The organism is Chryseobacterium formosense (assembly GCF_900116415.1).
Lineage (GTDB): Bacteria > Bacteroidota > Bacteroidia > Flavobacteriales > Weeksellaceae > Chryseobacterium > Chryseobacterium formosense.
Genome location: NZ_FPAP01000001.1, coordinates 370,119 through 384,441, shown reverse-complemented (window position 1 = coordinate 384,441; position 14,323 = coordinate 370,119). Strand labels below are relative to the sequence as shown.

The window sequence follows — 14,323 nt, the reverse complement described above, 5'->3', positions numbered from 1 at the left end:
GATTGATAATGTTATTTTAAGGTTTCGTTGCTTTCACGTCAACGCCTATCTCAATATCTTTGCTGATCATCCATTCTGCAGGGTCTGCTTCGTTCGTTCCGAATTTAATTCCCCAATCAGTACGGTTTACGGTCAATTTTGCTTTCACAGAAACTGTTTTGTCAGCAACCTGTACATTGGCAGGAAAAGATACATTCAACGTTTTTCCCTGTAAAGTCAGGTTACCACTGATTGTTTTGTTGGCACCTTCCACAGCATCGCTTGTAGCCGCAGCCAAGTCTTCAACTTTGGTCACTTTAAATTCCGCAGTCGGATTTTTTTCTACATCAAAGAAGTCTGCACTTTTCAAATGCCCTTCCAATTCAGCATAGTTTTTATCTTTTTCGGTAACAGAAGCAGGGTCAACTTTCAATGATTTCATATCGATTACAAATTCTCCAGCATTCAGCTGTCCGTCAGCTAAAGACAATTCTCCTGATGATACGGAAAGTGTTCCCCATCTTGGTGCAAATCCACCTTTGTGAAATGCTTTCCAATTCACGACTGAAGATGTAGTATCAACAGCAAAAACATCTCCTTGCTTTTCAGCAACCTGCTGTTCCTGAGAAGGCGTTTGGGTAGAATTTTTGTTACAAGAAGCAAGAAGTAAACCTACTCCTGCCAATGCGATAATGCTTAACTTTTTCATTTTGAAATTATTTTTAATTAATTATACTGCAAATTTCCAAAAAACGGCGTCCGAAAAATTACACTTATCGGAAGAATGATTGTGATTTTGAGTAATTTCCTGCTTAAAATCAGACAACTTCTTTGGTCGGATTTTCGTACGACTCGCTGGCAGATGGAAAATCGCTGTTTTTAACATCAAGAATATAATCATTTACCGCTTTCTTAACGGTATCTCCCAATTCTGCATATTTGCGTACGAACTTTGGCAAGAATTCCTGATTCAATCCGAGCATATCGTGGACGACCAAAACCTGACCGTCAACCTGCGAACCTGCACCAATCCCGATAACCGGAATCCTTAACGACAGAGCGATTTCTTCTGCCAAAGCTGCAGGAACTTTTTCCAATGTAACGGCAAAACATCCTGCTTCCTCTAAAAGTGCGGCATCATTTTTAAGTTTTTGCGCTTCCATTTCAGATTTTGCACGCAACCCGAATCCGCCATATTGATGTACCGACTGAGGCATCAGACCGAGATGTCCCATCACAGGAATTCCAGCGGCAATTATTTTTCTGATGTCGGGCAACAGCTCCTCTCCGCCTTCTATCTTCAAAGCTTCAGCTCCGGTCTCTCTCATAATTCTGATGGCGTTGTGCAAGGAATCTATCGGGTCACCGGAACACGTTCCGAAAGGCATATCGACAACAATAAGCGCATTCTTCACCGCTCTTTTTACAGACTTGGCGTGATAAATAATTTCGTCGAGCGTTACGCTCAAAGTAGTTTCATAACCAGCCATCACATTACCGGCAGAATCTCCAACAAGGATGGCATCAATACCTGCCTGGTCGACCAATTTTGCCATTGTATAATCGTAAGCGGTCAACATACTTATTTTCTGTCCTTTTTCCTTCATTTTTCTGAAAACCTGGACGGTAACTTTACTTTTAGCTGTTGCTTTATTTATTAACATTTCTTTGAATAGATATTAGCTGATTGATGATCATGGATAACAAAGTGAATTCACAAAGTTCGCATTGCTAATTCGTCAATCACATAGAAAAAAGAAAGCAACATATATCTAAAAGTAAGATAAAGATCTTTATATTTGTTAAAAGCTGCATAGTGACCACGGTAAAATCAAATCAAGAGCTTGAGGTCAAAGAACTTGAACTTTCGGAGATCAGCAAAAATATTGGATTGGAAATGAATGATTCCGATCTGATCATTTATGACTCTTTGAAGTACGATTCGGAAATTTTTGAGAACAAGCCTTTTCGCTCAGGACATTTCTCTATCATCTTTATCATCAAAGGCCTCTTAACTTTGAAAGTCAACCTCCTGGAATATCAGTTGAAAGAGAATGGTGTTATCATTATTCCGCCTTCTGCGATCAGACAGTTCAAATGGGAAAATAATGAGACCCATTTCATTTCTCTTCTTTTCACGCCTGACTTTTTGAAGACCTCTGGGATTTTAGGAAAATATTTTAATGTTGCCAATTTTATTAGAGAAGGCCTACCATCCTACAGAACTATCCACGGAAATGATAAGAAGCTACTCATTGATCTGATCAAAATTATGGCAGAACTTCAGGAGCGGAAAGATGATCAGGAACTTCATTCTGAAATGGTCAAAAATGTCTTCAAGTCGATTCTCCTCAAAGTAAAAACTTATTATGATGACATGGAGACCGACCAGGATTACTCGAACACGCTCATTTACAAATTCATTAAACTACTATCAGAATTTTATCTCACCAGCAGAGAAGTTACGTTCTATTCTGAGAAATTGTCCATTAATGAAAAGTATCTCTCGCAGCTTCTCAAGAAGAAAACCGGAAAGACAGCGCGGCAGTTTATCACAGAAATGGTGGTTTTGGAAGCTAAAGTTTTGTTAGATAACAAAGCGCTGCCCGTAAAACAGATCGCAGATCATCTGAACTTTGAAAACCAGTTTCACTTCAGTAAGTTTTTCAAGCAATATTCCGGGATATCTCCGAATAATTACCGTAGGCAAATGTATGAGGTCACCACTTGATCTTTCTAAAAATCATCTTCCCTTTCCAAAAGTTCGATCTGAAAAATGACCTCTTCCTTTTTTACCGGATAATCCTTTGAATAAACAATTTGATCATAGACATCATCGAAGAGTTTCATATAGGTACTTTTTGAAGTTTTGATGAATTCCTCAATCTTATTTCCTTCGGTGTCTAGCGTTGTCAACAATCCATTATTCTGATTTTCTAATGCATAAAATTCATCCTTTGGACTTGTTCCTTTCAGCAGTTGATCTTCCTGAATATCGCTTCTGTTTTTGATGAAGCTTCCTTTGGTTCCTCTCAGCTTAAACGCAGGTTCCATATCTGCCGTTGAAAGATTTGAACTTGCAAAGACAGTCAGGTCTTCGGGAAATTTAAAAACGTAACTGAAAAAATCGATGATATGTGGATTGACGGTTTTTGATGTTGTTTTAACCACACTCAGAGGCATTCCAAATAAACTGATGATCTGGTCCAAAATATGAGGTCCCAAGCCATAAACGATATCACCTCCTCTATGCTCAGACTTCGGCATCTGTGCTATCTGATCTTTGTGCAAATTGAAATCATATCTGAAATGCACCTCCTTCAGTTTTCCCAAACGTCCACTTTCTATCACTCTCTTAACCGTCAAAAAATCCGTGTCGTATCTTCTGTTTTGATAAAGAAGCAAATGTCTTTGTTCCGCTTCAGCAAGATTGAACAATTCCCTAATTTCCGAGCTAATGATGGTAGCCGGTTTTTCAAGCAGAACGTGCTTGCCAGCCAACAAAGCTGCTTTGGCGTGTTCAAAATGAAGATGATCCGGAGAATTGACAACTATAAGATCGATTGATCTGTCATTCAAAATCTGCTCCACAGAATCATAGCTTATGATGTCGGGATATATCGTTTGTGCTTTTTTATGATTGCGTTCAACAATCGCTTTTAGTTCAAAACCCTGATGAGCATTCAGAAATGGTGTGTGAAAGGCACTTCCCGATTTTCCGAAAGTTAGAACTCCTGCTTTGATAGTTTTATGCGTCATATTTATCTTTCAATTAAGATCATCAACTGACCATCAAAAAGAATTAAATTCTGAATAGTCGGTTGATGATCAATATAAAAATATTAATTCGTTTAATAGAAATTCGGTGTTGGATTCAGGTCTTTTTTTTGCCACTGATGCCAGTAAGGATAGATAGGCGGAACTGTGCTTGCCTCATCCAGTTTTTTGATCTGGTCAACGGTTAGGTCCCATCCCACTGCGCCGAGATTTTGTTTCAGCTGCTCTTCATTTCTTGCACCGACAATAATGCTCGACACTGTTGGTCGCTGTAGCAGCCAGTTAAGAGCAACTTGGGCGACAGTCTTTCCCGTTTCCTCTGCAATTTCTTCCAGAGTATCAATAATATTGTAAAGTACTTCCTCATTGACTGCCATATCGGGAACCGGACTTCCACCCTGAGCTACACGCCCATCTTGAGGAATCGGCTTGTTCCGACCGTATTTCCCGCCCAATCTTCCGGCAGCCAAAGGAGACCAGATGATTGCTCCCACTTTTTGGTCAAGTGCCAACGGCATCAATTCCCACTCGTATTCACGGTTGTTCAAAGAGTAATAGACCTGATGTCCAACATATTTGTTCCAACCATATTTTTCAGAGATCGCCAGCGACTTCATCAGATGCCATCCTGAGAAATTGGAAGCTGCAAGATATCTTATTTTTCCACTCTGTACCAGATCGTCCAAAGTACGCAGGGTCTCTTCTACAGGTGTATTGCCGTCGAAACCGTGCATATGGAAAATATCTATGTAATCTGTTCCCAGTCTTTTCAAACTTCCTTCCACTTGTTTTAAAAGGTGATTTCTTGAAGAACCCTGGTTATTGGGACCTTCACCAAAAGTAAAGGTTGCTTTAGTTGAAAGGATCAACTGATCTCTCGTCTTATCTGCAATGGCCTCGCCCAAAACCTCTTCTGCGATCCCATCAGAATAGACGTCGGCAGTATCAAACATATTGACCCCTGCTTCCAGACAGATGTCTATCAATCGTTTTGCCTCATCAACCTGCGTGCTTCCCCAGGCTTTGAAAAAATCGTTCTTACCACCAAAAGTGGCAGTTCCAAAGCTAAGCACCGGAACTTTAATTCCAGATGCGCCCAAAAATCTATATTCCATTATTTTATTTTAATTATTAGTAACAAATTTGATTTAGATCTTTTGTGCATTTTTTAAAAAACACAGTGTAGTAGATCACAATGATTATTCCCGGAATGAGCATTGACACCAATCCATATCGGGATGAGATCAATGCACCCAAAATACATCCAACCAAAAAACCTGTCAGAAGAACCAACGAACGTCTGATCAATAATAATTTCTCAGCCGTGTGCGGTCCTGAAAAATAATTAAAGAGGTCCAGAGTTGCCTTCGTGACATTTCCAGTCATCACCGTTGTAGGTCCGAAAGCGGAACTTCCGTACAATCTGTTCACTGTATTCTGAATTCCCATTGAAAAGACAAAGAGCATCAGCATCGTATGGTACAAAAATCCTGATTGGATGCCTTGCTGCGTTAGAAAATATGCCATAATGCCTGCTACGAACAGAAATATCCCGATGAAAACAGATAATCCTTTTTCATTCTTATAAAAGCTATTCATCTTGCCAGTTAGCAAAACCGCCAGAATAAATACCGGAAAACTCAGCAGATTGATAAAATCGCTGAGTGTAGGGTGATTTGCCAGTTTGTAGGCAAACACGACAAAATTCCCCCGTTACGTGTGCAGAAAACAGACCGTCTGCGGTCGTAAACGTACTCGCATCCACAAATCCTGCGCTGAATGCCATCAGGATGGATGTGTAAAAAACAAGGTCTCTTTGCATTAAAAGTTCATTGCGGTCAACCATTCCATCAATCTGTCTTCCCAACGATCGACAGGAAGTCCTTGCGTTTTATTGGCAAATCCGTGGCGTCCTTTCGTGTAGATGTGAAGTTCGGCAAGACCTTTTCCAGTTTTCCAGTTCTCGTAGAATTGAGCTGAATTTATATCAAACCCGAAATCATCATCCTGTGTAACCGCAATGAATATTGGCGGCGGATCTGCAGGAATCGGAGTTTTCATCAAAGGATTTAAGTATGGATAGATCGGTGCACTGAAGAGTGGACGAACATCCTTATCCAAAGCGATTGCTGCCGCAATAGTTCCGCCTGCCGAAAAGCCGACGACCCCAATTCTGTCCCTATTGAAACCTAAAGCTGTCGCATTTGATTTAAGATATTTCATTGCTTCTTTTCCGTCTTCGATAGCCAATGGTACAACGGGAGCCATTATAGATTCCAGAGTATCGAAGTTTTTGGCATTTTCCATCAGTTTTCCGAACGGATTATTTCCTTCCAATTTCACCAACCTGTATTTCAAAACTGCCGCCGTGTAGCCTTTTGCCGCCAATGATTTTGCGATTTTCACACCTTCGTCGTCATACGCTAGAATATGAAAAGCACCGCCAGGAACCACCAAAACGGCAGTACCATTGGATGCCGCACCTTCCGGTTTGTAAATGGCAAGACTTGGAACCGTCACATTATAGACCGTGCGACTATCGGACTTTGGATCCATTGTTAAAGTTTTTTCATCCTTTCCGGTATCTTTATTTACTTTACCATTGATCGGTAGAATAACGTTTTGCTGAGCTGACAATCCAGTGTACATCATTATAAGAAGAGCAATAGATTTTATTTTTTTCATATTGATTTGATTTAAAAAAGCAAAAACTTTACACAAGCTTTTGGTGAAACCAGTGTACAGCTTTGCTTAAAATATTTTAAGATTACTTAGCGTATTCTCCGATTTTCAGAACCGCTTTGATGGTTCTTCCTTTTTCAGAATCTTCAACTGCCTGATTGATATCTTCAAAAGCGTACGTTTTAATTAATTTATCAAACGGAAACTGTCCGTGAAGATACATTTTGATCAATTTCGGAATGAATTCTTCGGATACGCTATCACCTTGGTTTACAAATTTGATCTTGTAACCTTTAGTAAGGAAAATGTTCGTTTCCAATTCCAACGGTTTGGTCGCAACACCTATGATCGCCATTTCTCCAACAGGAGCCAAACTGTTCAATGAATTGTTGATCACCTCACTTCTACCCGTTGTATCTACGGCAAACTGAACACCATTTGGAAGGATCTCACGGATCTTTTCTCTTACATTTTCATTCAATGAATTGATCGTATGAGTCGCGCCTAATTCCTTAGCAAAAGCCAATCTGTCATCATTGATGTCCACAGCAATAATCACAGTTGCGGATGAAGCCTTAGCTGCCATAACAGCAGACAGACCTACAGCACCAGTTCCGGAGATCACGATAGAACTTCCTACTTTGATCTTCAGTGTATTGATCACGGCACCTGCACCAGTTTGGATCCCGCAACCCAGCGGCCCCAAAATTTCCAATGGCGCATCCTTCGGAACAGGAATCACATTGTTTTTGTGAGCGATAGAATAGGTTGCAAAGGAAGACTGAGAAAAGAAATTATCATTGATATCTTTTCCTTCGTGATCGTGGTGGTGGTGATGTCCTTCGATATCCGCTCCTGAGAAATTACGGTCAAAAAACTCATAACAATACGCTGGATTACCTGTTCGGCAAATTTCACATTCTCCACAGAATCCGTAGGTCAAGACCACGTGATCACCTACTTTTAGGTGATGAACATCGCTCCCGACCTTTTCAATGACACCTGCTCCCTCGTGACCCAAGATCACAGGAAAATTAGGTGAACCCATAATAAAGTCACGGGCAACCATATCGGTATGACAGATCCCTGTTGCAACGATCTTTACAAGCACTTCCTCAGCACCCGGCTCGTCCAACGTTACTTTTTCCAATTCGAATTCGCTACCTTGTGATTTTACAATAGCTGCTGTAATTTCCATAATGTTAATTTTTAATTTGTTTTTTTTATTATTTATAATTCCGGATCGATGGCTGCAGCATTGAACTCCGGGTTTAATTTTTTATAGAGATAAGTCGGTTCTGCAGTCATAATAATTTCTATGGTTGGCCCGACAATCATTTTGAGCAAATGTCCACCTTTAACGCTTCCATCTTTTAAAGAAACAGTCGTGTGAGTATGTGCAACCGGTTTTCCTTCGTACCAGGTAATATTTCCGATGATCGAGGTTACCTCTGCAATATCGACAGTGTTCACCAGATATTCCTGACGGTCAAAATCAAACCAGCCTAATTCTGTTTCAAATGCACTTCCAATACCTTGGTAATGGGCACTTTTGATTTCGTATTCTGTAGCAAAATCTGTAAGTCCGGAAACGACTTCATCGCCTTTTGCGAAAACAAGCATATAGGTTTTCACTCCGCCAACTTCACTTAGAAGTTTCACTTTCAATCCTGGTGCTTTTCCTGATTCTATTACTGTTTCAATAGATTTGTATTGTGATTCCATAATTTATTCTTTTAGATCCGGATCAATTAAATTAGCCTTAAATTCTTCATTATACTTCTTATATAAAGGTGTAGGCTCAGCAGTAACGATCACCTCCAAAGTAGGTCCTACAATAAGTTTGAATAGATGTCCACCCTTCACAGAGCCATCCTTAATAGATGCGGTCATATGCGTATGGGCAACCGGTTCACCTTTTATCCAAGCAATATCACCAGTAAATGAAGTCACCTCTGCTTCACCTAATTTATGCACCAGAAATTCTTTTCTATCATAATCAAACCAGCCTACTTCAATACTCAACGCATCTCCAATAGCTTGATAATGACCACTTTTCACTTTGTATTTTTCTGCAAATTCCGTTAGTCCTGAGACTGCATCATCACCTTTGGAAAAAATAACCGCATAGGTTTTCACTTCACCTACCGTGCTGAGAAGTTTAACTTTCATCTTTGGTGCTTTGCCTGGTTCGGGATGTCCCGTTGCTGCACGATATTCTTGAGCACTAACTTGTAATCCTGCGGCAACCGTTGCAACAAGAAATAATTTTTTAAGATTTATTTTCATAATACTAATATTTAAAAAGCCCCGTAATCGGGGCTAGGTTATTTTGCAATCCTGTAATCTGCTACAGTGTGATATTTAATTTTATCACCTTCAAACACGAAAGTGTCCGTTCCTACAGGAATTTGTGCTAGATCTGAATCGCTGCTCCAAAGGATGTATGCTACATTTCCTTCAATCAGTTTCTGATCCATCCCGAAAGCTGAACCTGTTGGGATAACAGCAAAGAATTCCACAAAAAACTGACGGATATTATCCAAACCTGTTACAATTCCTTTGGGTGTAAAAAGCATAGAAGTTTCTGTATAATCTTCTAAGATTGCATCAAGGTCGTTATTTCCAAAAGCTGTTAAATGATGTACCAGGATCTGTTCTACGTTGTTTTCCATTTTGATTTTATATATTTAAATTAATTGTTCTGATTTAAAAAAGGTTTCATACTCGTCCAAACGGCATCAAAATTTACCAAAAATGCAGGATGAGGCGCATTCGGAATAATGGATAATTGAGCATTTGGAATCATTTTGTAAGCTGAGATCACAGTGTCGAAAGGTGCATTCTGATCTTTTTCACCAGCCATCACCAAGACCGGACATTTGATCTGTCCTAAAATGGTTTTATCAATATTAAGATTGTTGTAGTAGCTGCTTAAAGTACTGAACCATTCGTCTATTCTTTTCGGTTCCGGTCGTATTGCTATCTGTTGTTTCCAAAACAGCTCGTCCATTGCGGAAAAGGTTTTATAATCCATCTTAAACTCACGGAAACCTTTCTTCCACTCTCCGGCTCCGATGGCTACGAGCTTTTCAATTCTATCCGGATATTGCTCAGCGAAAAAATAACCTGTATAAGCGCCATCACTAAAGCCTACAATCGTCACTTTTTCTTTGGTCACTTTTTCAAGAACTGCATTCACATCTTTGGCCTTCTGCTCATAGCTCGGAATTTTGTTACCCATTTCCGATCTTCCGTGTCCGCGTGTAGAGATGGAAATCACCTGATGTTTCTGAGAAAGACTGTCAATCAACTGACCCATTTCCAAAGGTGAACCGACGATACCGCCGTGCAGTACAACAATCGGACTTCCTTTTCCATAAACTTCGTAATAGATCTTGGCGTCATCAGACTTCACATAATGTCCAGCAGATTGATTATTTCCGTAAGGGACAGAACTTGCTGTGGCATTGCCCTGCATAAAATAACGCAGACCTTTGATATCCTGACCCATTACTGAGAATGAGATCATCAGAATAAAGAAAGAAAATATCGTTTTTTGTTTGAATAACTTGATTATCATTTTGTTTAATTTTATTATTGATTTATGATAGACAAATTTCCTTCTAAAAAAGATGATGTACCCATAATCTAGTTTAAGAAATCACGTTGACCTATGTTAATGCGCTTGCGAAATGCAGTGTTACTCGGCATTTTTATTAAACCAAACAATATACGATTCCACGGCTTTTTTGATGAAATCCTTGGTGCCGCCTTCTTTCATATTTCCTTCCTCATCAAAAAGGTCATTGACGTGCGCAATATAAACTTCGGGTTGTTGCATCGTCGGCATATTGAGAAAGACAAGGCTTTGTCTCAAATGATGGTTCGCTCCAAAAGCAGAAAGATTCCCGGGTGAATTGCTAAAAATCGCGGCCGGTTTTTTATCCCAAACACTTTTTCCGTAAGGTCTGGAACCTACATCGATCGCATTTTTCAAAACTGCGGGAACCGACCTGTTGTATTCTGGGGTAACGAAGATTACGCCGTCAACATTTGCAATTTCTGTTCTGAACTTTGTGATAGCTTCAGGAACTTCGTTATGGTCATCAAAATCCTGATTGTACAATGGAATATCACTTAAATCGATTAATTTAAACTCAAATCCGTCCGGTGCAAAATCTAAAAGTGTTTTGCCAACTTTCTTTGAAAATGATTCTTTTCGCAGGCTTCCTGCAAGAATTCCGATTACTTTGCTCATAGCTATATTTTTTTAAGAAATTTTGCAGCCAATTGACTGCAAAATTTAAATTAGAATACAATAATTACATCGTCATACCGCCATCGATCGCAACGGCCTGACCTGTCATATGTTTTGCCTGGGAAATAAATATCACAGCATCCGCAATATCTTGAGGCGTTTGGTCGACCCCTTGAGGGATCAATGACGTTTTGTTTCTTTCCCAGGATTGCTCTTCGGTCTCACCTTCCAGTTTCCATCGGTCTGCTACACCTCCTTCCCCTCGCCACATTCCTGTTCCTACGATTCCCGGACAGATGGCATTGACCGTGATCCCTGTTGTCGCTACCTCTTTTGCAATACTATTTGTAAAACCGATCACTGCGAATTTCGAAGCAACATAATGAGACAGATGCGCCATTCCCATTTTCCCTGCAATAGAGGCACTGTTGATGATCGCACCCGAACCTTGCGGTTTCATAATTTCAAGCTCAGCTTTTGTACTTACGAATACACCTTTGCTGTTTACCGACATTATTCTATCCCAGTCAGCAGGTTCTATTTCTTCAATACTACCGATTCCTACAACCCCTGCATTGTTCACAGCGACATCCAATCTACCGAAAGTTGAAACCACTTTTTTAAGTGCTTCTCTCATAGATTCCAAATCGGTCACATTGGCAACTAACCCTAAAGCTTTTCCACCATATTCTTCGATTTCCTTCACTGCAGTTTTCAAAAGTTCTTCATTGAGATCAGCAATAGCCACAGACGCACCTAACTTAGCAAATTCGATTGCAATAATTTTTCCTATTCCTCCACCGGCACCTGTTACAAATACCACTTGATCTTTTAAATTTGACATAATTTCTATTTTTTGAATTGATTTATAATTTATTTTCGTTTTTATTATTTTTAAAGTTGACGATCATTCTCAAAGGCTGATCCTTGGTCGTGTAAGCATTCAGCCAATTGAAAAAAGTAGTGACTTTATTTCTAAGATTGATCAAAGAAAACAAGTGCACAAAAACCCAGATCAACCACGCAAAAAATCCATTGAAATGTTTGAACGGACCAGCCGTAAGATCCGCCACTGCCCTGTTTCTGCTAATGATCGCCATTGATCCTTTGTCATTGTAGACAAAAGCTTCTTGCGAATTGCCTTTTGACATTGCATTCAGGTTTTTTGAAAGTAAAGTTGCCTGCTGAATCGCAACCTGAGCCAATTGCGGATGACCATTTGGAAACGCAGGATCTGTTGTCATTATACTTGTGTCTCCCAAGGCATAGATATTCTCGGTTCCAGCAACTTTATTGTGATAGTCTACAATCAATCTTTTTCCTCTTCCATAACTCGCTTCCGGAATGCCCTTGAAAACAAGAGCTGTAACGCCAGCTGTCCACAGTAGGTTTTTGGTTTCGATCTCCGTTCCATCTGCTATGTAGACGATATCATCCACATAGTCTTTTACCAACTGTCCCAGTTTTATATTGATACCCATTTTCTCTAAAGACTGGGTCGCATATTCTTGTGAAGCCTTGCTCATCGGTGCGAGAACTGTTGGCAAACCATCGATCAAGTGAATATCAAATGGGACATTATTCAGTTCCGGATAATCTTTGAGAAGGATATTTTGCTTAAGCTCACTCAGCATTCCGGCAATTTCTACGCCTGTTGGCCCGCCACCTGCGACTACGAAAGTGGTCAGTTTTTTTCTTTCCTGAAGATCAGCTGTTCTGGAGGCCTTTTCAAGCCTATCTAAAACGGTATTTTTCAGATTGATTGCATCATCGATAGTCTTCATCGGCAAAGCATTTTTCTTGATATTCTCGTTCCCGAAATAATTACTTACAGTTCCTGTGGCTATTATTAGTTTTGAATAATTAAGTTCGCCATTATTCAAAATGACCTTATTTTCTTCCGGTTTGATTTCGAGAAGTTCTCCCATTCTGAATAGAAAATTAGGATGATTTCTGAAAAATTTCCTGAAAGGATAACTGATGTTGGAAACATCTAAAAATCCAGTTGCTACCTGATATAATAAAGGTGGAAAGAAATTGTAGTTGTTCTTGTCTATTAAAATAATATTGGACTGATAGCCAGACTTGAGAAGTTTTTCAGCTATTTCGATTCCGGCAAAACCGCCGCCTATGATGATGGTATTTTCTTTAGAGGATTTCATATTTCTAAGAATAAAGTGTGATTCTATAAATCTGCTTAATTGCAATATATAGCGTCTTATATGTAACAAAGTTAGATAGATATTATGGCGAAAACCGTACGCAAATGGAAGTATTATATATCTAAAAGATTGTCATTTATTTTGAGATTTGCCCTAGAGATTTATTTTGTAAAATCTGACTATTTTGAATAATTTCTGAAGGTTTTTAAAAGAGAAAAAATCCATACTTTTTGAAACCGATTCTACTGTAATCATAGGCAATTATTGGGCAAGTCTGATTCCGGTAAACTGCCATTTCAAGCCAGTCTGGAAAAAATTTCGATAGGTATTTCTGCTGTGCCCTTTTGGTGTTGCATCGGAAGCGCCACGCAAAACCATTTGATTGACCATAAATTTCCCGTTGTACTCTCCTACCGCGCCAGCCTCTTTTTTAAAATTCGGATAAGGCAAATAGGCAGAATTCGTCCATTCCCAACGGCTTCCCCATTCGAAATGATTGGAAGCAACTTCCCACTCCGCTTCAGTGGGCAGACGCATTCCTTTCCAGGAAGCAAAGGCTGAAGCTTCGTAAAAACTGATGTGGCAAACGGCATCATTTAAATCTAATTCCTGGAGTCCGTTTAACGTATAATTCATCCATTTACCATCAATAAAATGCCAGTATAATGGAGATTTAGCTTCATTCTGTTTCACCCAATCCCAGCCTTCGGCGTGCCAATGCCTGAAATCCTGATAGCCACCAGCTTCCATAAATTCCAGATATTCCTGATTGGAAACCAAATGGTTTGCTATTTCAAAATCATTGAGATATACTTTATGTCTTCCCAATTCATTATCAAAACAAAAACCCTCGCCTTCAAAACCGATTTCGTAAACTCCTTCGGAAAATTGAATCATTTCAATATTTTCAGAATTTTCTTTCTTTAAAACTTCTACATTTTTGTAAGCTGGGAAAAGTGGATTATGACCTAAAATATATTTGATGTCTGTCAGTAATAATTCCTGATGTTGCTGTTCGTGATTGAGTCCGAGTTCAAGTAAAGGTTTGATTTCTTCGGTTAAAAATTCGCTTTGAAGAAACTCATTCATTTTCTCATCAACATATTTTCGGTATTTGTAAATATCAGAAACTGACGGACGACTCAAATTTCCGCGGTCTGTGCGGATAACTCGTGCGCCAATAGTTTCATAATAACTGTTGAAAACATAATTATACTGAGCATCAAAAATCTGATAATCTGGGAAATTTGGTTCCAAAATAAAAGTCTCGAAAAACCATGTCGTGTGACCCAAATGCCATTTCGGCGGACTTACATCTACAATCGGTTGAACAACATAATCCTCGATTTCCAGAGGCTCACAGATTTTAACCGAATGATTTCGGATTTCTGAATATTTTTCTGCCCAATTGGTGATGGAATCTGGTCTCGTTAAAACGGAATTTGTTTTCATTGGAATTAAT

Annotated in this window: 17 protein-coding genes; 1 reads left to right on the top strand and 16 read right to left on the bottom strand. The window is 39.4% G+C overall.

Annotated elements, in window-relative coordinates:
- Nucleotides 1–16: 16 nt before the first annotated feature.
- Entirely contained in the window at nucleotides 17–688 is a 672-nt protein-coding gene (locus BM371_RS01800; RefSeq protein WP_034675115.1) for a YceI family protein, read from the bottom strand.
- A 109-nt stretch (nucleotides 689–797) separates the two neighbouring features.
- Nucleotides 798–1,643 (bottom strand): 3-methyl-2-oxobutanoate hydroxymethyltransferase, encoded by an 846-nt coding sequence (gene panB / locus BM371_RS01795; RefSeq protein ID WP_034675112.1) that lies wholly within the window; start codon nucleotides 1,641–1,643, stop codon nucleotides 798–800.
- 152 nt (nucleotides 1,644–1,795) lie between these two features.
- Between panB and BM371_RS01790 the strand changes: the two genes are divergently transcribed.
- Complete coding sequence (locus tag BM371_RS01790; RefSeq protein WP_051882716.1) at nucleotides 1,796–2,710, top strand: helix-turn-helix domain-containing protein; 915 nt, start codon at nucleotides 1,796–1,798, stop codon at nucleotides 2,708–2,710.
- 5 nt (nucleotides 2,711–2,715) lie between these two features.
- On the opposite strand, the gene BM371_RS01785 is transcribed toward BM371_RS01790, so the two are convergent.
- The 14 genes from BM371_RS01785 to egtB all read right to left on the bottom strand — a co-directional run bounded on the left by BM371_RS01785 (nucleotide 2,716) and on the right by egtB (nucleotide 14,313).
- Nucleotides 2,716–3,738: a Gfo/Idh/MocA family oxidoreductase gene (locus BM371_RS01785; protein WP_034675109.1), complete on the bottom strand. Its 1,023-nt coding sequence runs from the start codon at nucleotides 3,736–3,738 to the stop codon at nucleotides 2,716–2,718.
- A gap of 92 nt (nucleotides 3,739–3,830) precedes the next feature.
- Nucleotides 3,831–4,871, bottom strand: a complete 1,041-nt coding sequence (locus BM371_RS01780) for an aldo/keto reductase (protein ID WP_034675107.1) — start codon at nucleotides 4,869–4,871, stop codon at nucleotides 3,831–3,833.
- A gap of 16 nt (nucleotides 4,872–4,887) precedes the next feature.
- Nucleotides 4,888–5,454 carry a YoaK family protein gene (locus BM371_RS01775; RefSeq protein ID WP_081874536.1) on the bottom strand — a complete coding sequence of 189 codons (567 nt, stop codon included), beginning with the start codon at nucleotides 5,452–5,454 and terminating at the stop codon, nucleotides 4,888–4,890.
- Entirely contained in the window at nucleotides 5,348–5,578 is a 231-nt protein-coding gene (locus tag BM371_RS20950; RefSeq protein ID WP_034675104.1) for a DUF1275 family protein, read from the bottom strand. Before BM371_RS20950 ends, BM371_RS01775 begins: the two co-directional genes overlap by 107 nt.
- Nucleotides 5,578–6,441, bottom strand: coding sequence for an alpha/beta hydrolase (locus BM371_RS01765; protein ID WP_051882712.1), 864 nt, complete (start codon nucleotides 6,439–6,441; stop codon nucleotides 5,578–5,580). Before BM371_RS01765 ends, BM371_RS20950 begins: the two co-directional genes overlap by 1 nt.
- 82 nt (nucleotides 6,442–6,523) lie before the next feature.
- Complete coding sequence (locus tag BM371_RS01760) at nucleotides 6,524–7,636, bottom strand: NAD(P)-dependent alcohol dehydrogenase (RefSeq protein WP_034675102.1); 1,113 nt, start codon at nucleotides 7,634–7,636, stop codon at nucleotides 6,524–6,526.
- 32 nt (nucleotides 7,637–7,668) lie between these two features.
- Nucleotides 7,669–8,163, bottom strand: coding sequence for a PPC domain-containing DNA-binding protein (locus BM371_RS01755; RefSeq protein ID WP_051882710.1), 495 nt, complete (start codon nucleotides 8,161–8,163; stop codon nucleotides 7,669–7,671).
- A gap of 3 nt (nucleotides 8,164–8,166) precedes the next feature.
- Nucleotides 8,167–8,727, bottom strand: a complete 561-nt coding sequence (locus BM371_RS01750) for a PPC domain-containing DNA-binding protein (protein ID WP_051882708.1) — start codon at nucleotides 8,725–8,727, stop codon at nucleotides 8,167–8,169.
- Between the two features lie 38 nt (nucleotides 8,728–8,765).
- Nucleotides 8,766–9,113 (bottom strand): nuclear transport factor 2 family protein, encoded by a 348-nt coding sequence (locus tag BM371_RS01745; protein ID WP_051882706.1) that lies wholly within the window; start codon nucleotides 9,111–9,113, stop codon nucleotides 8,766–8,768.
- A gap of 20 nt (nucleotides 9,114–9,133) precedes the next feature.
- A complete protein-coding gene (locus BM371_RS01740) occupies nucleotides 9,134–10,021 on the bottom strand; it encodes an alpha/beta fold hydrolase (RefSeq protein WP_034675099.1) in 888 nt (295 codons plus the stop codon).
- 120 nt (nucleotides 10,022–10,141) lie between these two features.
- The gene (locus BM371_RS01735) at nucleotides 10,142–10,699 is read right to left on the bottom strand and encodes an NADPH-dependent FMN reductase (RefSeq protein ID WP_034675097.1); all 558 of its coding nucleotides are present in this window, start codon (nucleotides 10,697–10,699) and stop codon (nucleotides 10,142–10,144) included.
- A 64-nt stretch (nucleotides 10,700–10,763) separates the two neighbouring features.
- The gene (locus tag BM371_RS01730; RefSeq protein WP_034675095.1) at nucleotides 10,764–11,543 is read right to left on the bottom strand and encodes an SDR family NAD(P)-dependent oxidoreductase; all 780 of its coding nucleotides are present in this window, start codon (nucleotides 11,541–11,543) and stop codon (nucleotides 10,764–10,766) included.
- A 22-nt stretch (nucleotides 11,544–11,565) separates the two neighbouring features.
- Nucleotides 11,566–12,861 carry an NAD(P)/FAD-dependent oxidoreductase gene (locus tag BM371_RS01725; RefSeq protein ID WP_034675092.1) on the bottom strand — a complete coding sequence of 432 codons (1,296 nt, stop codon included), beginning with the start codon at nucleotides 12,859–12,861 and terminating at the stop codon, nucleotides 11,566–11,568.
- Between the two features lie 261 nt (nucleotides 12,862–13,122).
- Nucleotides 13,123–14,313, bottom strand: a complete 1,191-nt coding sequence (gene egtB / locus BM371_RS01720; protein WP_051882825.1) for an ergothioneine biosynthesis protein EgtB — start codon at nucleotides 14,311–14,313, stop codon at nucleotides 13,123–13,125.
- Nucleotides 14,314–14,323 lie beyond the last annotated feature (10 nt).